Below are 22,411 nucleotides of genomic sequence, written 5' to 3'. Positions count from 1 at the left end.
AGCCAGGATGGTAGGACGGGCTGCAAAACCGCGGAGGCCGCAGGCTTAATGGTGCACCAACCAAAGCCTGCTTCGGGTATCACACCACCATGGGCGTTGCTGCGCCGTCCATCGTCAGAACCACGCCCGTGACATAGCTGGCACGCTCGGACGCCAGAAACAGCACCACGTTGGCGACCTCCGCCGGCTGCGCCAGGCGACCCAGCGGCACCTTGCTCGTCGCCTGTGCAAGCGCTTCCTGCTCCGAGATATTGTGCATGCGTGCCGTGGCGATCATCCCTGCCTGCAACCGCTCGGTGTGGGTGGCGCCCGGGTTGACGGCATTCACGCGTACACCCTTTGGCCCGTAGGCGGCAGCCATGCCCGCGCTCATGAGCATCAGCGCCGCATTGGCCGCCCCGCCAGGCATATGGATGGGGCTGGCGACCTTTCCTCCGGCGCCCACCACATTGACGATGGCTCCCTGGCCCCGCGCGCCCATCTTCTTGACCACCAGATCCACCATGTGGACGTAGGTGAAGAATTTGGCGTTCATCGCATCGTGCCAGGCCTGCGCGCTCAGTTCCTCGGGCGGGGTGCGCCGGGCAGCCCCTGCAGAGTTGACCAGCACATCGACGTCCCCAAAGGCGGTTTCGGCAGCCGACAGCGCTTTCGCCGCCGACTCGGGCTGCTGCAGGTCAGCGGCATGGACGCTGATGCGCCCAGCGCTGCCATGGACATCCACCGATAACCGACCACGTGCGGCCTCCAGGTGTTCGGTGCTGCGCGATACCAGGCTGACGCGCGCCCCTTCGGCCAGAAACGCCGCCGCACAGGCATAACCAATGCCTTTGCTGCCCCCCGTGATGAGGACATGTTTGTCCTTCAGATTCAGATCCATGGACTTGCTCCGAGAAAGGTGAAGTGTGCAGAACCAGCCGCCTTATTCGATCGAGATGCCAGCCGCCTTCACCACGGCACCATACCGGTCCAGGTCCCGCTTGATTTCATCGCGGTATTGCTCGGCTGTGCCGGGGGTCGGCTCGATGCCCATTACACGCAATTTCTCACGCACGGCGGCATCGTTCAGCACCGCGTTCAGTTCAGTGTTCAGGCGCGTGATCACCGCCGCAGGCGTACCCACCGGTGCCAGCAGCCCCACCCACGAGTTGACAACAAAGTCGGGTACACCGCTCTCGGCAAACGTGGGCACATCGGGCAAGGCGCTGGTGCGCTGCGCACTCGACACTGCAATGGCCTTGAGCTTGCCGGACTTGATGTGTCCATGCGCGCCCGCCACCGCCGTGTACACCAGCGGGATCGTGCCCCCCAGCACATCGGTCATGGCTTGGCCGCCACCTTTGTAGGGCACGTGGGTCAGGTTGGCACCTGTCCGGATCTTGAGCAGCTCACCGGCAATGTGCGGTGTGCCCCCCGTCCCCGAGGTGCCGAACGAGAGGCCTCCCGGCTGGGTCTTCGACAAGGCAATCACATCGGCCAGGCCCTTGACCGGCACGCCGGGGTTTGCCACCAGCACCAGGGTGGCATCGCCAATCTTGCCGACTGGCGCAAAGTCTTTGGCCGTATCAAAAGGCAGTTTCGAAAACACATGTGGATTGATCACCATGGTGCCGTCAAAACCCAGCACCAAGGTGTAGCCATCTGCTGGCGCAGACTTGGCCAGCGCTGTGCCAATGTTTCCGGAGGCGCCCGGCTTGTTGTCCACCACAACCTGCTGGCCAAGGCGCTTGCCAAGACTTTCGGCAATCAGACGCCCGCTGGTGTCGGTGACGCCCCCGGGCGTGAAAGGAACAATCAGCCGAAGGGGTTTGCTGGGCCACACGTCCTGCGCGTGCGTGGCCGTGGGCATACCGGCCACCACGCCCAGGCACAGTAGGGCTGACAGGGCCAGCAGCTTGCGCCGACGCGGCATGGCGGACGCAAGCGGCACATGGCTGTGTTGGATGAGAAATGGATGGGGCTTCATGTTTGTCTCCTTCGTGTTTTGCTTTGGGATCGTCTTGTCGAGGCATGAAAGGCTTCAGCTGGCGCGTGCTTCGCCAATCAGGGTGTCTCGGCGTACTGGCGTTCAAACGCCCAGACGTCCTCAAAACCCATGAGCTGCGTCAATTCCGCGAAGGGCATCAAGCCAGCGTCGCTGTTCACCGACGAGCCCGTGCGCTGAAACTGCGCATACACCGTCTTCATGGCCTGGGTGGCAGCCAGCAAGGCCGTCACCGGAAAGATGGCGAGCTTGTAGCCAATGGACTCCAGCTCGCTGTGCGACAGCACAGGCGTCCGCCCGCCCTCCACCATATTGGCCAGCAGGGGCTTGTCCACGGTTTGGCCGATCTTTCGCATCTCGTCCTCGCTCTCGGGCGACTCGACAAAAAGAATGTCTGCGCCAGCGCGGGCGTACGCCTCTGCCCGGCGCAAGGCTTCGTCGAGACCAAAGCTGGTACGGGCGTCCGTGCGCGCAATCACCAGGAAATCGGACGAACTGCGGCTGTCGACAGCGACGCGAATCTTGCGCACCATGTCTTCCATGGGGATCACCCGGCGGCCAGGGGTGTGGCCACATTTCTTGGGGTATTCCTGGTCTTCCAACTGGATGGCTTGCGCGCCAGCAGCCTCGTAGCCCTGCACCGTGTGGCGCACGTTGAGCAAACCGCCATAGCCCGTATCGCCATCCGCAATCAGCGGGGAGCGGGCCATGCCTGCCATGGCTTTTACCCGCCCCACCATGTCCGAATACGTGGCCAGCCCGGCATCTGGCAAGCCCAGGTGCGAGGCCACCGTGCCAAAGCCCGTCATGTACAAGGCATCAAAGCCGAAGGTATCGGCCAGCCGCAGCGACACCATGTCGTACACCCCGGGGGCAATCACCAGCCCGGGCTGGGTCAGGCGCTGGCGCAAAGAGATAGGAGCGGGCATGGAGGGCTTGGAAGAAGGAGCAGATTCAGACATGGCAATGGAGTGATGTTGCAAACAGGGTGGTATCAAGGCAGCTGTTGCACAGTACGTGCCAGCCCGTCAATCTGCCGTAAGCCATTGATTTGATTGACTTTTTCCGCAACAACGTCGTACAGCAGCGGCGTGCATGTTTCACCATTCGCCCCAATGTTTCATATTTGTGTTTCACTCAAGAAAGAATAAAACGCAACGACCTGTCGTTGAAACGCTTGCACAGCCCACGCATCGTCCGCACAACCGTCCGCCCTATGCCAACCCCCGTCACACCACTTGCCAGCCGCCCCCGCCTTTGCTTCATGAGCTATCGCCAGATCCGGCTGATGGCCATGCCCATCGTGGCGGAATACCGGGACAGAGCGGATATCGAGGTGATCGACGGCAGCTTTGAGGTGGCGCTTGAGCTGGCCCGCCAGCGCCTGGACAGCGGGCATGTCGATGTCTTTGTGAGCGCGGGGTCCAACGCCAGCCTGCTGCGCAGCGGGATCAGTGCCCCGGTGGCCACCATCCAGTTGAGTGGCTTTGACATCCTGCAGGCGCTTATCAAGGCGAGGGCAACGGCCGACCGCGTGGGCATCGTGATGTACGGCCACAAGCTGCCGGAGCTGGAATCCGTCAAGGGCCTGCTGAACATCGACATCCACCAGTACGCCTACCAGACGCCAGACGCGGCCCGCGCGTGCATCCGCCAGCTGCATGGCGATGGAATCCGCGTGGTCGTGGGGTCCAGCCTGGTGGTGGAACTGGCAGAAAACGCAGGCCTCGTTGGATTGCTGGCGTATTCGCATGCCAGCATCCGCCAAGGCTTTGAAGACGCCCTGGAGCTGGCGCGGGTGGCGCAGCTGGAGGCCGGGCGATACGAACAGCTCAACACGGTGCTGCACACGCTGCAAGAGGCGGTCCTGGCGGTGAATCAGTCCGAACAGATCATTGCCATCAACCCAGCGATGCAACGCATTTTGGGCCTGGTGCGTGCGCCGCGCTTGGGCGAACTACTCGCGTCTGTCACCACCGATCTGTCGCTGCGCGAGACGCTGGAAGGCGGCCAGCCCGAACATGGCGCAGTGCTGCGCCTGCAAGGCCGCGACTGGATTGCCAATCGCACGCCCATTTACGAAGGCGGCCACACCATGGGTGCGGCGCTGACCTTGTACGACGCACGCACCATCCATGAGGCCGATAACAGCCTGCGCATTCAGCACCGCCGCAGTGACCACGCTGCGCGCCACCGCTTTGAAAGCCTGGCGGGGCAAGCCCCCGCGTTTTTGCAAGCCATCGCCAGAGCCCGCCGGTATGCCGCCACCGACTTCAGCGTTCTGATCACCGGCGAGAGCGGCACCGGCAAAGAACTCTTTGCACAGGCCATGCACAACGCCAGCCAAAGGGCGCGTCGCCCGTTTGTCGCCATCAACTGCGCGGCGTTCCCGGAAACGCTGCTCGAAAGCGAGCTGTTCGGCCACGAGGAAGGCGCTTTCACCGGTGCGCGCCGCGGCGGCAAGCGCGGGCTGTTTGAAGCAGCCCACACGGGAACCCTGTTTCTGGACGAAATCGGCGACATGCCACTCACGCTGCAAACCCGCTTGCTGCGCGTCTTGCAGGAGCGGCGCATCACCCGCTTGGGGTCCGTCACGTCCATCCCGGTCGATGTGCGCGTAATAGCGGCAACCCACCAGCCACTGCTGCAGATGGTGAACGCGCGCCAATTCCGCCAGGACCTGTACTACCGCCTCAACACCCTCACGTTGGCATTGCCTCCGCTGCGGGATCGCAAGGGCGACGTCCAAGTCTTGGCTGCGCGTTTGCTGGCCCACAGTCTGAGCCGGGTCGGCGTGTCGGGTGTCACCGCCGCTGAGGTGTTGGCCCAATGGGGAGGTGCCATGGAACAGCACCCATGGCCCGGCAACGTGCGCGAGCTGGAAAACATGTGTGACCGCATCGCCGTTTGGCTGTCTCAGTACCGGCACATCGACAAGGTGGAGTGGAGCGAGCTACGTCACGAATGCCCGGAACTCCTTGCGGCACGGCCAGACATCGAACAGGCCCTGGCTGCTCTGGCGACACCGGAGCAACCGCCAGAACAACCCGATCGGCACACACAGGCCCTGGCTGCGCTGGAGCGCCATGGCGGACGCACTGGTGCAGCCGCTGCAGAGCTGGGGATCAGCAGGTCGACGTTCTGGCGATGGTGTCGGAAACCGACCCACAAACCGTCTGAACTTGCGCGCGCACCTGCCCACGAGCGGTCATCCGATGAAGATGGGGCGTGATGGCGGGCTGCCATAACACCCCACTGCCCACAACATCGCCCCGCCGCAGCACTACCCCTTGCCCCGCAGCTCCGTCTTCAACACCTTCCCATAGCTGTTCTTCGGCAACGCCTCCACCCACCGGTATTCCTTCGGCCGCTTAAAGCGAGCAATGTGCTCCAGGCACAGCGCATCCAGCACGGCATCGGCCACCGCACCGCCCTCCCCTGCAACCAGGAAGGCGACCACCACCTCGCCCCATTCCGCATCGCGCTGGCCCACCACGGCCACCTCGCGCACCTGGGGGTGGAGCAGCAGCACCTCTTCGACCTCGCGCGGGTAGATGTTGCTGCCGCCGGAGATGATGACGTCCTTGGACCGGTCCTTGAGCGTGAGAAAACCATCGGCATCCAGCGCGCCCATATCGCCGGTGTAGAGCCAGCCGTCGCGCAGCGTCTGCGCCGTGGCGGTGGGGTTGTTCCAGTAGCCGGGCATCACGGTGTCGCCGCGCACCACCACCTCGCCGGTCTCTCCGGTCGGCAGAGGCTGGCCTGCGGCATCGACCACGCGCACCTCCACCAGCGACTGCGCCACTCCCACCGACACCATGCGCTCGGCCCAGCGCGGGTGGTCGCGGTCGGCCAGCTGGGCGCGCGACAGGGCGGTGATGGTCATGGGGCTTTCGCCCTGGCCGTAGATCTGTGCAAAGCGGTTGCCCATCACGGCCAGGGCGTTGCGCAGGTCGTCGGCGTACATGGGGCCGCCGCCGTAGACGATGGTCTTGAAGCCTGAGACGTCGGCACCCGTGGCACGCACATGGTCCACCAGGCGGTGCACCATGGTGGGTGCTGCAAACAGCGTGAGCTGGCCCACGCTGGCCGCGAGCTGCACCAGTTCAGCCGGCTCGAACCCGCCCGACAGCGGCACCACATGCCGCTCGCCGCGCAGCACCTGGGCGTAGTTGTAAAGCCCCGCGCCGTGCGACATGGGTGCGGCGTAAACCATGGCGTCACCGGGCAGGATGTCGTCCACATCGGTGAAGTAGCAGGCCGTCATGGCCAGCAGGTTGCGGTGGGTCTGCATCACACCCTTGGGTCGGCCGGTGGTGCCCGAGGTGTAGAACAGCGAGGCCACGTCATGCGGCGCGCGGTCGCACACGTCCATGGGCGTGTGGGCGACTGCGGCGCGGTATGCGTCGGAGCCAAAGACCAGCACCGCGTCTTGCGGCGCCCCGGCCTCGCGCACGGCGGGTGCCAGCGCTTCAGAGGTCAGCACCACACGCGCGCCAGAGTCGGTCAGCACGTAGGCGAGTTCTTTGGCATGCAGCTTGTAGTTGACCGGCACCGACACCGCCCCTGCCCACAGGATGGCGTGCAGGGCTTCCAGGTATTCGGGCGCATTGGCGGCATAGATGGCCACGCGGTCGCCCGGGGCCACGCCACAGCGTGTGCGCAGATGGGCGGCCAGCGCGGCGGTGCGGGCAGCCAGCGTGCCGTAGCTCCACAGCACCTGGTCGCCATGCAGCAGCGCGTGCTGGTGGGCGTGCAGCAAGGCGCTGCGGCGCAGCAGGTGGGCGATGTTCATCGGGCGCGCTCCAGAATGCTCACGTAGTTGGCCACGGCCGAGCCGCCCATGTTGAACACGCCCGCCAGGGTGGCACCCGGCACCTGCAGGTCGCCCGCCTCGCCCACGAGCTGCATGGCCGACACCACATGCATCGACACGCCCGTGGCGCCGATCGGGTGGCCCTTGGCCTTGAGCCCGCCCGACGCGTTGACGGGCAGGCGGCCGCTGCGCAGCACGGTGCCGTCTTCCAGCAGGCGGTGGCCCTGGCCTGCGGGCGCCAGGCCCATGGCCTCGTACGTGAGCAGCTCGGCGATGGTGAAGCAGTCGTGCACCTCGGCCAGCGACAGGTCGTGCACCGCGCACCCTGCCTGCCGCAGCGCCTGCTGCCAGGCGCGCCGGGGCCCTTCAAAGTCCACCACGCGGCGGCGCGCCATGGGCAGGTAGTCGTTGACCTGCACCCGCGCCCGCAGGCGCACGGCGCGGGGGAAGTCGCCCACTGCATCATCGGCCGACAGGATGAGCGCTGCGGCACCGTCGGACACCAGCGAGCAGTCCGTCTTGCGCAGGGGCGCGGCAATCATCGGGTTGCGGTCGGACACGGTGTTGCAGAACTCAAAGCCCAGATCCTTGCGCATGTGGGCCCAGGGGTTGAGCGCGCCGTTGGCGTGGTTCTTGGCCGCGATGCGTGCCAGGGTGGCCGAGTGGTCGCCATGCGCGGCAAAGTAGTCCTGCGCGATGGAGGCAAAAATGCCCGGGAAGCCGCCAAGCGGGTGGCCCGCCTCGCCGGAGTAGCCGCAGTCGCCCAGGATGCGCGTGGTCTCGGCGCCGGAGACAGCGGTCATCTTTTCAGCGCCGATGACAAGGGCAACCCGGGCGCGGCCGGCTTCGATCGCGTCACACGCGGCATAGAGGGCCGCCGAGCCCGACGCGCAGGCGTTCTCCAGCCGTGTGGCGGGTTTCCACCGCAGGGCGTCGTCGCACTGCAGGGCCAGCGACGAGGCAAACACATCGGGCGTGAAGCCGCCGTTGAGGTTGCCCAGCCACACGCCATCCACCGCTGTGCCGTCGATGCCCGCGTGCTGCAGGGCCTCGCGGCCCGCGCGGGTGATGAGGTCTTCCAGGCCCATGCCGTCCAGCCGTCCAAACGGCAAATGCGCCCAACCCACGATCGCTACGCCCATGTCCATCCTCCGTTGATGTGCGCCAAGACGGCGCGATGGCAAGCACTGTAGGCAAGCGACGGCCCTCCGCACAGTCGCCGAACTACCCAAGGGAAAACCCGAAGTGCTGGCGCCACGCACAGCCCGCGCCATCAATCCCCCACACGCTGTGGCGTTGAAACCGCATTGCCTAGACTGCACCTAAGAACCTGTTCACAAGCCACCGCACAACACACTGCAAGCAGTGTGCAACCCCTCCCCCCCTTTTTTCCGCACGACGACCATGACCCTGGACCAGCAAAAATCCATCCTCACCATCGCCCTTCTGGCAGCATTTGCCGATGGCAACAAGGACGATGCCGAACGCGAAGAGATACGCCGCATTGCCGAGTCGCTCGCGGGCGACGGGGGCGTGGCCGACCTGCCGCGCATCTACCAGGACGTGCTGCTGCAGCGCACCAGCGTGCAGGCCGCCGTGCAGGGTTTGAGTGAGCCCATGCACCGCCAGCTGGCCTACGAGATGGCTGTCTGCGTGTGCGATGTGGACGGCCGCCAGACCGCGGCGGAGCGCGAGTTTCTGACCCGCCTCAAGGCGGCCCTGCAGCTGGGCGACCCGCAGACGGCAGCGTTTGACCTGCAAGCCGATGCGCTGGTGGACGTGGCCGAAAAGGCCGTGCCGATGGCGGTGCCGGTGGCCACTGCTGCGGCAGCGCCTCTGGCCGTAGCAGTCGGTGCAGGTGCCTCGGACGCAGAGCTGGACAAATCCATCCTGAACTATGCGCTGCTCAATGGCGCGCTGGAGCTGCTGCCGCAGTCATGGGCGTCGATGGCCATCATCCCGCTGCAGGTGAAGATGGTCTACGGCATCGGCAAGGCCCACGGGGTGGAGCTGGACCAGGGCCACATCAAGGAGTTCATCGCCGCTGCCGGCGTGGGCATGACGTCGCAGTATCTGGAGCAGTTTGGTCGCAAGCTGCTGGGCGGCCTGCTGGGCAAGGTGGCGGGCCGCACCATCGGCGGGCTGGGCGGCGCTGCCACAGGCATGGCGTTTTCGTTTGCCACCACCTACGCGCTGGGGCAGGTGGCCAAGCGCTATTACGCCGGTGGCCGGGTCATGAGCACGGCCATGCTGCGCGAGACCTTTCAGGGCCTGCTCACGCCCGCCAAGCAGCTGCAGACGCAGTACTTGCCACAAATTCAGCAGAAGGCAGCGACGCTGGACGCGGGCCAGATCATGGCCCTGGTACGGGGCAAATAGCGAACGCTATATAATTGATAGCTGCTTGCACATATTCGACTAGCGCTTGCAGCCGATTTGACTCAAAACCCGTCCCACAGGCACGTAGTGGCTTGCTCGGACGCTCCGCAGCGCGCCACCACGCTGCGCGCACCCGTTGCCGCCGCGCAGCACCTTGCAATTCGGCAGGTAATACACCGCCCGGTGCATGACAGAATCCGACCATGCTCGACCACACGGATCCTGTCGCCTCCATCATCCCGGCCATGTCGCTCGATTCGCCGTCCGACAATGCCATGGCGGCCATGTCGCGGCTGGCCCTGGGGCCCGTGAACACGGACTACTACCTGAAGGTGTTCGAGCGCTTTGACGACACGGGCCGCACGACCACCACCTGGAACTGGGCCGCCTGCCTGTGCACCCTGAACTGGATGCTGTTTCGCCAGCTGTGGGGTGCCGCGCTGGTCTATGTGGCGGCGGCAGAGGGTCTGGCACTGATCGTGTTTGGCGTGGGCCGTTCGTTTTTGCACTGGCCTGTGGGCATCGAACTCGGGGTGCTGGGCGCCTTTGCGGTGCTGGCCTTTGCCGTGCCGGGGCTGTACGGCAACGCCATCCTGTACGCCGACATCCGCAAGCGCATTGCGCGCGCGCTGGCCGCGTCGCGCACCGTGCCGGAAGCCTGCGCGCTGCTCGAAAAGCAGGCCAGCTCGCGCAAGCGGCTGCAGGTGCTGGTGCTCGCAAACGTGGTGCTGGGCCTGGCCGCACTGATCGCCTACCTGGCGCTGTCGCCGTCGGACGTGAAGCCCCTGGCGCTGGAACCCGCCGTCACGGTGGCGCAGGCCACGGCAGCGGCCCAGGCGGCATCTGCCACCAAGCCCGTGGGTGCCTTGCCGGTGCCGGAGGCCGAAGGGGTCACCACGCCGCCAACGCCTGCCCCTGAAGTGGCAACAGAACCACCGCCAGCGCCACCGCCAGCGACCACACCCGCGCCCCAGGCTCCTGCTGCAGCAGCAGCCCCCAAGCCTGCGCCTGCACCTGTGGCATCGGCACCTGCGGCTGTCGCGTCCGCTCCTGCCGCCACTGCCGTTCAAAAATCGGCCGAGCCCCCAACTACAGCACTGTCCGCATCGGTCACGGCCGCCCCCCCAGCCGCCAAAGCGTCCACACCCAAGCCAGCCACGCCAGCCGCATCGACCCGCGCACCGACGCCTGCGGCCAGCGCCACCGCTACCGCCCCTGCACGCCGTGATGCCGCCAGCCGCGCAGCAGCCCCCACCAAGCCCAAGACACCGGCGGCAGCAGCGTCCTCCACCGCCGACACCGCGCTGCCCGCGGTGGGCACTGCCCCGGGCTACTACATCAACGTGGGCCTGTTCGCCGAGGAAGCCAACGCCCGCAAGACGCAGGCGCGCTTGCTCAACGAAGGCCTGCCCGCGTTTCGCCAGGAGCTGAACAATTCCAAGGGACGCCGCATCCGCGTGCGGGTGGGGCCTTACGCCACCCGCGCCCAGGCCGATGCCGCGGCCGAGGCGATCCGGGCGATGGCGCTGGACGCCGTCGTCTTCAAGCAGTAGCACCCCCTGGACGCGGGGCGTAGCACTGTCCTACGCACGTGAATGCCCGACGCCGACGCAGGGTCGCCGAGTCTGCAGGTACGCTGAGCCCAGAGCAACTTCGGGCGCATGCACCATGACGCGAAAGACCTCCCCGCACCACAATGCCACCCGCCGGTGGGCCACCCTGGCCGCGGTGGCTGCGGGCGCACTGCTGCTGACGGGCTGTGCCCCTTGGCGCATGTGGACGGCCGCCGACCTGGCCCGCGATGCACGCCCCTACACCGCTCAGCCCCCGCAGCCGACGCGGCGTGTGCTGGTGGTGGGAGACAGCACCGCCGTGGGCACTGGTGCCAGCACCGCAGCAGACAGCCTGCCGGGGCGCATCGGCCAGGACCATCCCCAATGGCGCATCGACAACCTGGCGGCCAACGGCGCCAAATTTGGCGATGTGGTGCAGCAACTGGAACGCGCTGGCGGCGGCTACGACCTGGTGCTGGTGCTGGCAGGAGGCAACGATGTGATCCGCTTCACGTCTGAAGACACGCTGCGCGACCACGTACAGCAGGCCGTGGCGCTCGCGCGCCGCAAGGGGCAGCAGGTGGTGCTGATGCCTTGTGGCAACGTGGGCCACGCGCCCTTTTTTGTGCCGCCCCTGTCATGGGCCATGTCGCGCCGGTCCGAGGCGCTGCATGCCCTGGCGCGGGAGGCAGCCAGCGCGCAGCAGGTGCATTACGTGCGCTTGCTCAAGCCGCGCGACCAGGACCCGTTCGTGACCCGCAGCCAGGAACTGAACGCCGCTGACGGCCTGCACCCCAGCAGCGCGGGCTATGCGGAGTGGTACCGCGAGCTGGTGACACAGGGTGCGTTGAACAGCCTCACGCCGTAGCCCCCGTCACCCGTCTGTTGACTCGCTACGGGACAGCCACTGCAGCACGGCATCGATGACCCACTGCGGGTCATCCAGCGGCAGGTCGTGTCCCGCCCACGGATGCGACTGCAGCGGCAGCCCCCAGGCCTGCGCAATGGCCTGCGAGCATTGGTGGGATACCAGGTGGTCCTTCTCGCTGCCCAGCAGCAGCACACGGTCCACGGGTGCTGCTGCCGGCGCGCGGTACCGCGCGGCCGCCACCAACTGGCGCAGGGCATTGTGGGCCGACACCGGCCGTTGCCTGCGCACCGCGGCCCACTGCGCCAACACGCCGGTGGCGGCGGATGGCGCGCTGCGGCTGGTGATTTGCCACACCACCTGCTCGGCGGCCTCCGCAGATCGCCACCGCCAGGCCAGCCGCAGCAGCGGTGCGACGTTGTGCAGTTGCAGGCGGTGCCAGAACGGGCTGAACGGGCGCAGGCTGGTGTTGATGAGCACGCAGCCCGCCACCTCGTGGGGCGCCACGCGCGCCCATTCGGTGGCCACCATCGCCCCCAGCGACATGGCCAGCAAGTGGTAGGGCGGCGCCACCGCACGCTGCGCCAGCTCTGCACGGCAGGCCCGCACCATGCCTTGTACCGACAAGGGTGATGTCAGATGGTGGAACTGGCCGTTACCTGGCAGGTCCAGCGCCAGCACGTCGTCGCCCGGCACCGCTTGCGCAAAGCGCTCGCCAAAGGCGCCCCAGTGCGCGGCCTCGCGCGTCAGCCCGCGCAGCAAGATCCATTGGCGTGGTGGGCGCACTGGCATCTCAGTACCACGCAGCCAGGGCATCGGCCCGGCGCTGCGCACGCTGATCGGGCGCAGGCACCCAGCGTGCGTGGCTGCAGGCCGCGCGCGACAGAAAGTCCAGCAGTGACAGGTGCCGCCGCAGCACCCGCTGCTGGCGGTGGTTGATGAGCGGATTGAAGATGCCGTTGCGCGAGAACAGCTGGCGCGGGTTCTTCTTGATCCACAGCCACGACCCCATCTCCAGAGTGAGCGGCAAGAAGGTGTGCGCGGGCACGTCGCGGCAGGCCTGCAGGTACAGGTGGTCCCACAGGTCGCCATGGGCCAGGTACTGCGCGCTCTGCGGCTCGATGATGTACTGGTGGTTGCTGTGCGCCTGCAGAAAGATGTCTTGCAGCGCATGCAGCTCGGCCAGGTGCGGAATGGGCCGGCGGGTGTGGGCAAACGGGAACCACAGCCGGTCCTTGACCCCAAAGCCCGAGTGGCAGTCCAGCGCAATGCTGAAGGGCCGCGCCAGCAGCTGCTGCGCCACCACGTCGCACAGCGCCTGGCTCTCGGCCTCCATGGGCTCGCCCAGCCTGCCCCGGTACCAGGGCAGGCCCGCGCTCACGCGCTGCCCGCCAATGCCCCAGGGCACCGGGTCCACCGCGTCGACGGGCGCATTGCGCATCAGGTCCACACCGCGCGGGTTGGCGCGCGTGGCAGACCACATGCCGCCGGGGTTGACGATGGGCATGAAGACCAGGCGCACACGCTCCAGCTGCTGGTGCAAGGTGGTGTCCCACTGCAGCCGCATGACCACGTTTTGCAGGTAGGCAATGACCACCTCGGCACCAATGCGCTCCAGCCCATGCACGCCGCCAAAGAATCCGACGGCGGGCACGTCCAGCGCCGGGTTGCCCAACCCAATGGCATAGATGGGAAATTGCGTGCCCGATGCCACAGACACCTGCTGGACGACCTGCACCTGCAGATGGGGCGCCCCCAGGTCCAGGATTTTTTCCAGCGCCGCAAGCTCGGGCAGCATGTTCAATGGGTGGGGGTAAGTCGGTGTGTGGAGCACGCCAGAGCGCGTGCCAGGCAGTGAGGATAGCGCCCGGGGCCCAGCACGAACAGCGCTGCGGCCAACCTGTGGGGTTTGCGCGAGCCGACGCGAAACCGTCACACAAGGGCGCTACCTTGCCTGCAGTCACCACCCTTTGGAAGAGGCGCAACATGCTCTGGAAATTGTTCGGACTGCAGCGGCTGCTCGATGAGCTGTTCGATGAACGCGGGTGGCTGAGCCTGGACCTGCCCCGCACCACCGGCTGGGACCACGATGATGTACCCGCCATCGCGCAAGACTGAGGCCTACCGCTGGGCCATGGGCTGGGCGATGCTGGCCTGTGCACTGGCCTGGGGCGTGGTGGAGTTCCTGGCCCTGCAGCGCGCGCGCTGGCAGCTGTGGCGCGAGCGGCTGCACACGCCTGCCCACCACTAGCAAGATCGCCATGAGCGACCGGCCGCAGGACCTGCACGAAGAGGTGGCCAACAGTGCGCTGCACGGTGCTGCGCTGGTGGGCGCCTGCCTTGCCGTGCCACAACTACTGCAATCAGCCCCCGCCGCGCATCCCGCAGCCATAGGGGGTGTGCTGGTGTTTGTGGCTACCATGGCGCTGCTGTATGGCGCGTCCACCCTGTACCACGCGCTGCCGCCGGGGCGGGCCAAGCAATGGGCGCTGCGGCTGGACTATGCGGCGATCCACTTGTTCATTGCGGGCAGCTTCACCCCGTTTGCGTTGAGTGCGCCGGGCCACACGCACCATGTCACCGCCCTGGCCCTCGTCTGGCTCGCGGCCCTGGCGGGCTGCTGGCTGCAGCTGCGCACAAGGCGCACTGCGCCCTGGCTGTCAACGGCCTTGTATGTGGCGATGGGCTGGGTGGCGCTGCTGGCGGCCTTGCCCCTGATGGCCCATGTGCCCGCCGTGAGTGCGGCCTGGCTGGTCATCGGCGGGGCCGCGTACACGGCCGGTGTGGTGTTTTTTGTGATGGACGCCGTAGTGCGCTACGCCCACGCCGTGTGGCATGGCTGTGTCATCGCAGGCACGGGCTGTCACGTGATCGCGGTGCTGGGCCTGCAGACGGCAGCTTAGCCACGCAGACAACAAGGGGGCGCAACGCGCGCTCCTGCAACGACCTCGCGGGCCCTGCGCAAACAGTTGGCACCGCACCCATGCGACGGCTGCAAACACCTGCGGCACGCAGGCCCTATCGCGTCTGGCGTTATCGCACCTAAAATCACGCAGGTCCTCGCCCGCAGAGGCAGGGCCCATCGTCATTCCAATCAACGAAAAAACATCATGGCAACTGCAAAGAAAACTCCCGCTCCCGCAAAGAAGGTGGCCGTCAAGGCCGCAGCACCCGCCGCCAAGAAGGCAGCACCTGCAGCAAAAAAGGCGGCTCCAGCCGCCAAGAAAGCAGCCGCTCCCGCCGTCAAGCCCGTGGCCGCTGCTCCCGCCCTGAAGCCCATCAAGGCTGCGTTCAACAAGACCACACTGGTCGCCCATCTGGCCGAACAGTCGGGTGTGGAGCCCAAGGCCGCCAAGGCCGTGCTGGCTGCGCTGGAAGCCGCCATCCTGGGCTCGGTGCACAAGAAGGGCTCTGGCGAGTTCACGCTGCCTGGCGTGCTCAAGATTGGCCTGCAGCAAGTGCCTGCCAAGAAAAAGCGTTTTGGCAAGGACCCGTTCACGGGTGAAGAGCGCTGGTTCCCCGCCAAGCCCGCCTCGGTCAAGATCAAGACCCGCGCCCTGAAGAAGCTCAAGGACGCAACCGCCTGATGCACCCAGCGCCGCAAGGCGCCTGCTTCAGCACCAGGGGCCGCGAGGCCCCTTTTTTCTTTTGGGGGAACCCGCAAGGGTGCGCGACGACGCCTCCCCTACACGCCCTGGGCCCCGCGCAATCAGGCCCTGATAACCCCTGGCGCTGCAGGATGGGCGTACAACGCCTGCACCGCCGCCGCGCGGCGTGAGAGCACCGCCCCCTGGTTGATGTAGCCCTTGTCGGTGATCTCCCCGGCGTCTGCATCAGGCGCCATGTCCATCACCATGGCCCGCGTGGGGCATTGCGAAGACCCAGCGCCCGCATCGCGGCGCGCGCGCATCACGGCCTGCAATGCTTGCTCCAGCCGCTCATCGTCGGCCGCACCGGCCGCAGACGGAAACACCAGCATGCCCACCTCATCGCGGTCATGCCCGGTGAGCACGATGTCCTGGACCAGCGGCGCCAGTTGCGACACCAGCTCCACCCGCAACGTGCCCACCGACACCCAGCTGCCGCTGGACAGCTTGAAATCCTCCGCCACGCGCCCGTTGAAGACCACGCCTTTGTCTGGCTGCTCCGCGTCCACCAGATAGCCCGCGTCGCCGATGCGGTAGAACCCCTCGTGATCGAACGCGGCCGCCGTTTCGCGCGGCGCATTGCGGTAGCCCGCAAAAACCGACACGCCACGAACCCGCATCTCCAGCTTGCTGCCGTTGGGCACCAGCTTCAGCTCCAGCCCTGGCAAGGGTGCACCAATGCAGCCCGCGCCTTCAAGGTGCCAGTGCGCGGTGGTGACGGCAGGTGCTGTCTCTGTGGATCCCCACGATGTCGTGAGCCACAGCGGCTGGGCGGGGCGCACGCGCCGCGCAACGGCCTGCAGGCGCTGCCAGGTCGATGGAGCCAGCGCCGCCGCCGCATAGAAGGCCAGCCGCATGCGCGCCAGCACGTCGGCGGCCAGGCCGTCGTCGGCCTCCAGAAACGGCAGCAGCATGTCAAAGCCCCGAGGGACGTTGAACAGCATGGTGGGCTGCACCTCGCGCAGGTTGCGCACCGTCTTGTCGATGAGCCCCGGCACCGGCCGCCCCTCGTCGATGTAGAGCGTGCCGCCGTGGCACAGCACCATGTTGAGGTTGTGGTTGCCGCCAAAGGTATGGCTCCAGGGCAACCAGTCCACTAGCACTGGCTTTTCGTGCTCCAGAAAGCGCCACGCCTGGGCCATCATCTGCTGGTTGGCGCAGAGCATGCGGTGGGTGTTGATGACCACCTTGGGCCGACCGGTGGAGCCGGAGGTGAGCAGGTATTTGGCATGGTCATCGGGCAGCAGCGCCTGCATGGCCTGCTGCACCTGGGGCGTTTCCTGCCCAGCGAGCAGATGCTCCCAGGGCAGCGCACCCGGACACGTGGAGGCGTTGCGGCTGAACACCCGCACGGCATCGCTGTCCCAGCCTTGCAGGGCTGCCGCATAGACGCTGGCATCGGACGCATAGACCAGGCTGGGCTCCAGCACCGACAGCATGCTGTGCAGGCGGCTGGGGTCCTGGGAGCGCGCATACGCGCTCGACAGCGAACAGGGGGTGATGCCCACATGCATGGCCGCCAGCATGAGCACCGCATGGTCCACCGCGTTGTCGGACAGGATGGCAATGGGCCGCCCGGCTGGTAACCGCAGGTCCAGCAGCGACTGGGCCACGGCGCCCACCTGGCGGCGCAGCTGGGCATAGGTCAGGCTGCGCCAGCCTTCTGCACCGTCGCCGCGCTCGGCCAGCGCCAGCGCATCTGGCGTCTCTCGCGCCCAGCGTTCCAGCCATTCCCCCACACAGCGGGCATAGGGTTGCAGCGCCATGGGAGAGCGCAGCGTGAAAGAACCATCGTCAAACTGGGTGCGCACAGCGCGCGCAGGGGCAATCTGGCGCTCGTCATCAAGAAAGGCTGGGTACATGGTGGGTTCTCGGGAGCGATGGAGGTTCAAACACTGAGGCGCTATGCCTCAGGCATCGAGATCAGGGTCAGGTTGGCCGAGCAGCCCAGACGCCTGCTTGGCGCGCAACAGCTCGATGAGCAAGGCATCCCGCGCACGGACCAGATCGCTGGCCTGCCTGTCACCCAGCGCCTGCGCCACACCTTCGGTCACCCGGCGCTGCAAGGCTTCGGTCATGGACGGGGAGCCCAGGTCCTGCCACCAGCTTTCGATGGGGCCACCCAGGTGGGCCAGCAGGTGGGCGATGCCACCGTCGCCGCCCGACAGGTGCAGGTTCATGAACGGCCCCATCAGCGCCCACCGCAAGCCAGGGCCCTGCGAGATGGCGGTGTCGATGTCCTCCACGGTGGCCACGCCCTGGTCCACCAGGTGAAAGGCCTCGCGCCACAGAGCGGCCTGCAAGCGGTTGGCAATGTGCCCTTTGATCTCGCGCCGCACCTGGATGGGACGCTTGCCGATGTGGGCATAGAACGCCATCGCATCATCCACAGCCTGGGGCGTGGTGCGCTCGCCGCCGCCCACTTCGACCAGCGGGATCATGTGCGGCGGATTGAACGGGTGGCCCAGCACCACGCGCCCGGGGTGCGTGCAATCCTTCTGCATGTCCGTCACCGCCAGTCCCGAGGAACTGGAGGCCAGCACCACATGCGCCGGGGTCGCGGCATCCATGCGGCGGAACAGGTCCACCTTGAAGTCGAGCCGCTCGGGTCCGTTCTCTTGCACAAAATCGGCCTGCGCCAGAGCATCTTCCAGCCGCACATGAAAGTGCAGTCGCTCCTGGCTTGCCCCCGAGGCCAGCCCCTGCTGCGCCAGCGCCACCCAATGCGAGGCGACGGCGTCCCGCAGTCGCTGCTCGGCCCCTGGCGACGGGTCGATGGCCTCCACGTCCAGGCCCCGCGCCAGAAAGTAGGCGGCCCAGCTTGCGCCAATGGTGCCGGTGGCCACCACAGCCACGCGCTTCACGGTGTGTGCCATGGTGAACCTTTCAGGACTCTGCCGTGAAGCCGACCTTCTTCACCAGCGGCCCCCAGCGCTCATATTCGGCCTGTTGCGAGGCCAGCATCTCCGCAGGCGTAGAGCCCTTCGCGATGAGCCCCACCACGGCCAGGCTGTCCATGACGGCCTTGTCCTTGATCGCTGCGTTGATGGCGGCATTGGCGGCAGACACCACGGCTGCTGGCGTGCGGGCCGGGGCGTAAAAGCCAAACCATTCCTCGGTCGTGAGTTCTGGAAAGCCCTGCTCTGCAAACGTGGCGACCTCGGGCGAAAACGGCGACCGCGCCTGGCCCGAGGTGGCGATCAGCCGCAGCTTGCCCGCCTTGTGGTTGGGAATGAAGTCTCCGCTGGGCGTGACCATCGACGCGATCTGCCCGCCCACCACATCGGTCACCCCAGGGATGGACCCGCGGTACGGCACATGCTTGAGGTCCACGCCGTTGTTCAAGCCCAGCAGCGCACCAATGAAGTGCGGCGTGGAGCCTGCTGCGGGTGAGCCGTAGTTCGCCTGCCCGGGGTTGGCCTTGGCCCAGGCCAGAAAGTCCTTCACCGTCTTGACGGAGACAGGCACCAGCGGCCCCACAGCCAGACCATGGTGCATGACGGCGCCGATGGACACCGGCACAAAGTCCTTGGCCGGGTCGTAGCTCAGGCGGCTGTAAATGTGCGGGTAGATGGACGTGCACGAGAACGGCGACAGCGTGAGCACGCTGCCATCGGCGGGCGCACCCTTGAGCGACTCCAGCGCGATGCGGCCGCCCGCGCCGGGCTTGTTTTCCACCACCGCGGGGTTGCGGGTGTAGGGCGATCCCGCCAGTTTCTCGCCCACCCTGCGCGCCACGCTGTCACCCGCGCTGCCTGCGGGAAAGCCGTAAAAGATCTTGACCTGGTCGATGGTCTGCGCCCAGGCGGCCAGCGGCGACAAGGCCCCCAGCGCAGAGGCGCAACCGACGTGGTGCATGAACTGGCGGCGCGTGTGCATCATCATGTGTCTCCTGTGGATGGAGCGGTCATTATTTTTTGTAGCCCCGCGCCACTCAGTCATCGCGATGACATTTGGACTCAGGGAATACGCGCACGCGCCTGTACAGCACCCGGGGGCGCAGGAGACACTCTCACCATGTTGGTCAAACTGGCGCCCCCTACCCTCACCGATCTGCTGCTGCACTCTGCCTGGTTCCCGGCCCTGGACAGCGCCGCCCAGCAGCGGGTGATGGACGATGCGCGCGAGGTCGAAGTGCCCCAGGGCGGCGAGCTGTGCCGGCGCGGCCATACCCCGGTGCACTGGTACGGCGCCATCGAGGGGCTGCTGAAGTGGACTGTGACCTCGGGGGATGGCCGCTCAGTCACGCTCGGCGGACTGTCGGCGGGAAGCTGGTTTGGCGAGGGCACCTTGCTGCGCGGCACGCCCCGCACGGCCGACGTGATCGCACTGCGCCCCAGCCGCGTTGCGCTGGTGCCGATGGAGACTTTTGAATGGCTGCACGCCACGCAGCGCAGCTTTGACCACTTTCTGCTGCGCCAGATCAACGAACGCATGCACTGGTTTCTGGGTAACTTTACGGCCCACCATTTGCTCGATACCGACAGCCAGGTGGCCCGCGCGCTGGCAGGCCTGTTCCACCCCTGGCTGCACCCGGGCAGCGACACGCACTTGCAGGTGTCGCAAGAAGAAATTGCCAATCTCTCGGGCGTATCACGCCAGCGCTGCAACGCGGCGTTGAAGCGGCTGCAGGCCGCTGGCCTGCTGGAGATCGAATACGGCGGCATTACCGTGACCGACCTGGAAGGCCTGCGGCGCCAGGTGGAATAGCCCCTTTTTTTTGGCGTCACTGGGTGCATGGGCTACCGCCCGCTACTGCCCCATCTGCCGCTATGTGGGCGAGTGGTGCGCTTGGATGAAGGCAACCGCAGCGGCCATCACCGCACCAGGCTGGTCGCGATGCGGAGAGTGCGCGCAGTCCGGCAATTCCAGCACCCGGGTGCCTGGCACCCGCTGAGCAATGCCCCGGATCTGGGCCAGGGTGCCGTATTCGTCATCACAGCCCTGGATGGCCAGCACGGGGGCGCGGATCTGGGCGACCTCTGGCTCGATGTTCCACGCACGGAAGGCCGGGTCCAGCCAGACGCGGTTCCAGCCCCAGAAGGCCGAATCCCCATCGTCGTGGTAACGCGCCAGCTTGTGGCGCAGATCAGTCTGTTCGTAAGCGTCCCGCGCGCGTTCGATGTTTTGCACCGTCACGTCTTCCACAAAGATGTGCGGCGCCATCACCACCAGACCTTGCACGCGCTGCGGCCAGCGTGCAGCCAGCAACAGGGCAATCGATGCGCCATCGCTGTGACCGAAGAGCCAGGCGGCTTCCTGCACTCCCAGTGCATCGAGGAATGCGGGCACCACCTCGTGTGCCTGCTGGTGCATGAAGTCCACGCCCCACACCTCGTCCGCGAGCCGGGGTGTGGACCGGCCATAAGCAGGACGAGAGAACACCAGCCCCCGAAACCCACCCGCATCGCACAGCTGGCGCGGGAAGTCCTTCCACATCGCCACGGAGCCCAGGCCCTCATGCAGGAACACCACCAAGGGGGCAGTGCTGCGCTCGGGGGCTATCCACTGGTACTCGATATGGACCGTACGGTTGCGCCAGCGCACTGGCACATGCTCTGTGCGCCCCAAGGGGCTGGGTGCAACGACGTTGGCACTCACGCCCGCAGCTCCCGCTCGCGCAGCCGAAAGCGCTGGATCTTGCCGGTGGCCGTCTTGGGCAGCTCGGGCAAGAATTCGATCAGACGCGGGTACTTGTAGGGCGCCAGGCGTTCCTTCACAAAGGCCTTGAGTTCATCCGGTGTGACCGCCTGCCCATCTTTGAGCACCACAAAAGCCTTGGTCTTGGTCAGGCCGTCGGCGTCCTGCGTGCCGACCACGGCTGCCTCCAGCACGGAGGTGTGCTGCATCAGCGTGGCCTCCACCTCGAAGGGGGACACGTAAATGCCGCTGACCTTGAGCATGTCGTCGCTGCGCCCGGCGTAGGTGTAGTAACCCTCGGCATCGCGCACATATTTGTCGCCGCTTTTGGTCCACGCGCCCTGGAATGTCTCGCGGGTCTTGGCGCGGTTGTTCCAGTACATCAGCGCAGCGCTGGGGCCCTGGATGTAGAGGTCGCCAATCTCGCCCTGCGCCACCTCGCTGCCGTCTTCGCCGCGCAGGGATATCTCATAGCCCGGCACCGGTTTGCCCGTGGTGCCGTAGCGCACATCGCCAGGGCGGTTGGACAGGAAGATGTGCAGCATCTCTGTCGAGCCAATGCCATCGATGATGTCGCAACCGAAATGGTCCTTGAAGCGCTGTGCAATCTCGGCCGGCAGCGCCTCGCCAGCAGACGAGCACATGCGCAGCGCCACCGCACTTCGGGAAGGCAGGCGAGGCGAGGCCAGCATGCCGGCAAAACCGGTGGGCGCCCCAAAGAACACCGTGGGCTGGTGGCGCGTCCAGCGCTCGAACGTGGCGTCTGGCGTGGGTCGCTCGGCCATCAGCACCACTGTGGCGCCCACTGACAAAGGGAAGGTCAGGCTGTTGCCCAGCCCATACGCAAAGTAGAGCTTGGCAGCCGAAAAGCACACATCCTTGTCGGTCAGGCCCAGCACCGCCTTGCCATACAGCTCAGCCGTCCACCACAGGCTGCCCTGCGTGTGCACCGTGCCCTTGGGCTTGCCCGTGGAGCCCGAGGAATAAAGCCAGAACCCAGGCTCGTCCGGGCCGGTGCGGGCGGGCGCAGTCAGCGCGGAGGTGCTGGCGATGGCGGCCTGCATGTCCACCGCCCCTGCAGCCAAAGTGCCCTGCGGCTGCGACACCACGCAAGCACGCACCTCATGGTGGGGTGCCAGGGCCAGCGCCTCGTTCAGCACGGGCAGCAATGCGCCGGAGACCAGTGCCGCCTGCGCGCGGCAGTGCGTCAGCATGTAGGCGTAGTCGTCGGGCTTGAGCAGGGTATTGACCGCCACCGGCACCACACCCGCGTACAGGCACCCCAGAAACGCCACCGGCCAATCGCTGGTGTCCAGCATCAGCAGCAGCACGCGCTCCTCGCGCCGCACGCCAGTGTTGGCCAGCACCGCCGCCAGCCGCCGTGCGCGGTCTTCCAGCGCGCTGTAGCTCAGGGTCCCCCGGTCGTCGATGTAGGCGGTGCGGTCACCCCGCGCGCGGTTGAGAGCAAACAGATGCTCTGCAAAATTGAACTGTTCCGGAAGGCTCTTCATGGCGTGTCTCCGT

The 22,411-nt window shown here is 66.5% G+C and carries 21 protein-coding genes; 9 read left to right on the top strand and 12 right to left on the bottom strand.

Translation table 11 applies throughout. The annotated features are described in order from the left end of the window. Window positions 1-79: 79 nt before the first annotated feature. The 3 genes from C8C96_RS08525 to C8C96_RS08515 all read right to left on the bottom strand — a co-directional run bounded on the left by C8C96_RS08525 (window position 80) and on the right by C8C96_RS08515 (window position 2,913). A complete protein-coding gene (locus tag C8C96_RS08525; protein WP_121942041.1) occupies window positions 80-880 on the bottom strand; it encodes an SDR family oxidoreductase in 801 nt (266 codons plus the stop codon). 42 nt (window positions 881-922) lie between these two features. Beyond that, a complete protein-coding gene (locus tag C8C96_RS08520) occupies window positions 923-1,966 on the bottom strand; it encodes a tripartite tricarboxylate transporter substrate binding protein (RefSeq protein ID WP_121942040.1) in 1,044 nt (347 codons plus the stop codon). Between the two features lie 77 nt (window positions 1,967-2,043). Next, the gene (locus C8C96_RS08515; protein WP_121942039.1) at window positions 2,044-2,913 is read right to left on the bottom strand and encodes an oxaloacetate decarboxylase; all 870 of its coding nucleotides are present in this window, start codon (window positions 2,911-2,913) and stop codon (window positions 2,044-2,046) included. A gap of 287 nt (window positions 2,914-3,200) precedes the next feature. On the opposite strand from C8C96_RS08515, the gene prpR reads away from it, so the two are divergent. Continuing rightward, window positions 3,201-5,216 carry a propionate catabolism operon regulatory protein PrpR gene (gene prpR, locus C8C96_RS08510; protein ID WP_255424895.1) on the top strand — a complete coding sequence of 672 codons (2,016 nt, stop codon included), beginning with the start codon at window positions 3,201-3,203 and terminating at the stop codon, window positions 5,214-5,216. A gap of 51 nt (window positions 5,217-5,267) precedes the next feature. Here the strand turns inward: prpR and C8C96_RS08505 are convergent, their stop codons facing one another. Both C8C96_RS08505 and C8C96_RS08500 read right to left on the bottom strand, forming a co-directional pair. Beyond that, entirely contained in the window at window positions 5,268-6,779 is a 1,512-nt protein-coding gene (locus C8C96_RS08505) for an AMP-binding protein (protein WP_121942038.1), read from the bottom strand. Then, window positions 6,776-7,942, bottom strand: a complete 1,167-nt coding sequence (locus C8C96_RS08500) for an acetyl-CoA acetyltransferase (protein WP_121943933.1) — start codon at window positions 7,940-7,942, stop codon at window positions 6,776-6,778. The genes C8C96_RS08505 and C8C96_RS08500 overlap by 4 nt, the downstream gene beginning before the upstream one ends. Before the next feature lie 262 nt (window positions 7,943-8,204). Here C8C96_RS08500 and C8C96_RS08495 point away from each other — a divergent pair, with 262 nt between their 5' ends. The 3 genes from C8C96_RS08495 to C8C96_RS08485 all read left to right on the top strand — a co-directional run bounded on the left by C8C96_RS08495 (window position 8,205) and on the right by C8C96_RS08485 (window position 11,600). Beyond that, window positions 8,205-9,179 (top strand): YcjF family protein, encoded by a 975-nt coding sequence (locus tag C8C96_RS08495; RefSeq protein WP_121942037.1) that lies wholly within the window; start codon window positions 8,205-8,207, stop codon window positions 9,177-9,179. Between the two features lie 203 nt (window positions 9,180-9,382). Then, window positions 9,383-10,732, top strand: a complete 1,350-nt coding sequence (locus tag C8C96_RS08490) for an SPOR domain-containing protein (protein WP_121942036.1) — start codon at window positions 9,383-9,385, stop codon at window positions 10,730-10,732. A gap of 115 nt (window positions 10,733-10,847) precedes the next feature. Further along, entirely contained in the window at window positions 10,848-11,600 is a 753-nt protein-coding gene (locus C8C96_RS08485) for an SGNH/GDSL hydrolase family protein (protein ID WP_121942035.1), read from the top strand. A 6-nt stretch (window positions 11,601-11,606) separates the two neighbouring features. On the opposite strand, the gene C8C96_RS08480 is transcribed toward C8C96_RS08485, so the two are convergent. Continuing rightward, window positions 11,607-12,392: an alpha/beta fold hydrolase gene (locus tag C8C96_RS08480; protein WP_121943932.1), complete on the bottom strand. Its 786-nt coding sequence runs from the start codon at window positions 12,390-12,392 to the stop codon at window positions 11,607-11,609. Window position 12,393: 1 nt separating this feature from the next. Then, window positions 12,394-13,398 carry a M14 family zinc carboxypeptidase gene (locus C8C96_RS08475; protein WP_121942034.1) on the bottom strand — a complete coding sequence of 335 codons (1,005 nt, stop codon included), beginning with the start codon at window positions 13,396-13,398 and terminating at the stop codon, window positions 12,394-12,396. A gap of 188 nt (window positions 13,399-13,586) precedes the next feature. Here C8C96_RS08475 and C8C96_RS25275 point away from each other — a divergent pair, with 188 nt between their 5' ends. The 4 genes from C8C96_RS25275 to C8C96_RS08465 all read left to right on the top strand — a co-directional run bounded on the left by C8C96_RS25275 (window position 13,587) and on the right by C8C96_RS08465 (window position 15,187). Continuing rightward, the gene (locus C8C96_RS25275) at window positions 13,587-13,718 is read left to right on the top strand and encodes a hypothetical protein (RefSeq protein WP_255342784.1); all 132 of its coding nucleotides are present in this window, start codon (window positions 13,587-13,589) and stop codon (window positions 13,716-13,718) included. Next, window positions 13,690-13,851: a hypothetical protein gene (locus C8C96_RS25005; protein ID WP_167514362.1), complete on the top strand. Its 162-nt coding sequence runs from the start codon at window positions 13,690-13,692 to the stop codon at window positions 13,849-13,851. The genes C8C96_RS25275 and C8C96_RS25005 overlap by 29 nt, the downstream gene beginning before the upstream one ends. Before the next feature lie 10 nt (window positions 13,852-13,861). Beyond that, entirely contained in the window at window positions 13,862-14,503 is a 642-nt protein-coding gene (locus tag C8C96_RS08470) for a hemolysin III family protein (protein WP_121942033.1), read from the top strand. Window positions 14,504-14,710: 207 nt separating this feature from the next. Next, the gene (locus C8C96_RS08465) at window positions 14,711-15,187 is read left to right on the top strand and encodes an HU family DNA-binding protein (RefSeq protein ID WP_121942032.1); all 477 of its coding nucleotides are present in this window, start codon (window positions 14,711-14,713) and stop codon (window positions 15,185-15,187) included. A 122-nt stretch (window positions 15,188-15,309) separates the two neighbouring features. Here C8C96_RS08465 and C8C96_RS08460 read toward each other — a convergent pair whose 3' ends face one another. Genes C8C96_RS08460 through C8C96_RS08450 form a run of 3 tightly spaced genes read right to left on the bottom strand, consistent with a single transcriptional unit; the run spans window position 15,310 to window position 19,126 of the window. Further along, window positions 15,310-17,109 carry a feruloyl-CoA synthase gene (locus C8C96_RS08460; protein ID WP_121942031.1) on the bottom strand — a complete coding sequence of 600 codons (1,800 nt, stop codon included), beginning with the start codon at window positions 17,107-17,109 and terminating at the stop codon, window positions 15,310-15,312. Between the two features lie 48 nt (window positions 17,110-17,157). Continuing rightward, window positions 17,158-18,123, bottom strand: a complete 966-nt coding sequence (locus C8C96_RS08455; RefSeq protein ID WP_121942030.1) for a 3-hydroxyacyl-CoA dehydrogenase NAD-binding domain-containing protein — start codon at window positions 18,121-18,123, stop codon at window positions 17,158-17,160. 10 nt (window positions 18,124-18,133) lie between these two features. Beyond that, window positions 18,134-19,126, bottom strand: coding sequence for a Bug family tripartite tricarboxylate transporter substrate binding protein (locus C8C96_RS08450; protein WP_121943931.1), 993 nt, complete (start codon window positions 19,124-19,126; stop codon window positions 18,134-18,136). Window positions 19,127-19,264: 138 nt separating this feature from the next. On the opposite strand from C8C96_RS08450, the gene C8C96_RS08445 reads away from it, so the two are divergent. Then, complete coding sequence (locus C8C96_RS08445) at window positions 19,265-19,957, top strand: Crp/Fnr family transcriptional regulator (protein ID WP_121942029.1); 693 nt, start codon at window positions 19,265-19,267, stop codon at window positions 19,955-19,957. Window positions 19,958-20,017: 60 nt separating this feature from the next. Here C8C96_RS08445 and C8C96_RS08440 read toward each other — a convergent pair whose 3' ends face one another. Then, on the bottom strand, window positions 20,018-20,848 hold the full coding sequence (locus C8C96_RS08440) for an alpha/beta fold hydrolase (protein WP_121942028.1): 831 nt from the start codon (window positions 20,846-20,848) through the stop codon (window positions 20,018-20,020). Beyond that, a complete protein-coding gene (locus tag C8C96_RS08435; RefSeq protein ID WP_121942027.1) occupies window positions 20,845-22,398 on the bottom strand; it encodes a benzoate-CoA ligase family protein in 1,554 nt (517 codons plus the stop codon). Before C8C96_RS08435 ends, C8C96_RS08440 begins: the two co-directional genes overlap by 4 nt. Window positions 22,399-22,411 lie beyond the last annotated feature (13 nt).

The organism is Acidovorax sp. 100 (genome assembly GCF_003688355.1).
Classification (GTDB): domain Bacteria; phylum Pseudomonadota; class Gammaproteobacteria; order Burkholderiales; family Burkholderiaceae_C; genus Acidovorax; species Acidovorax delafieldii.
This window is presented reverse-complemented; position numbering and strand designations above follow the sequence as displayed.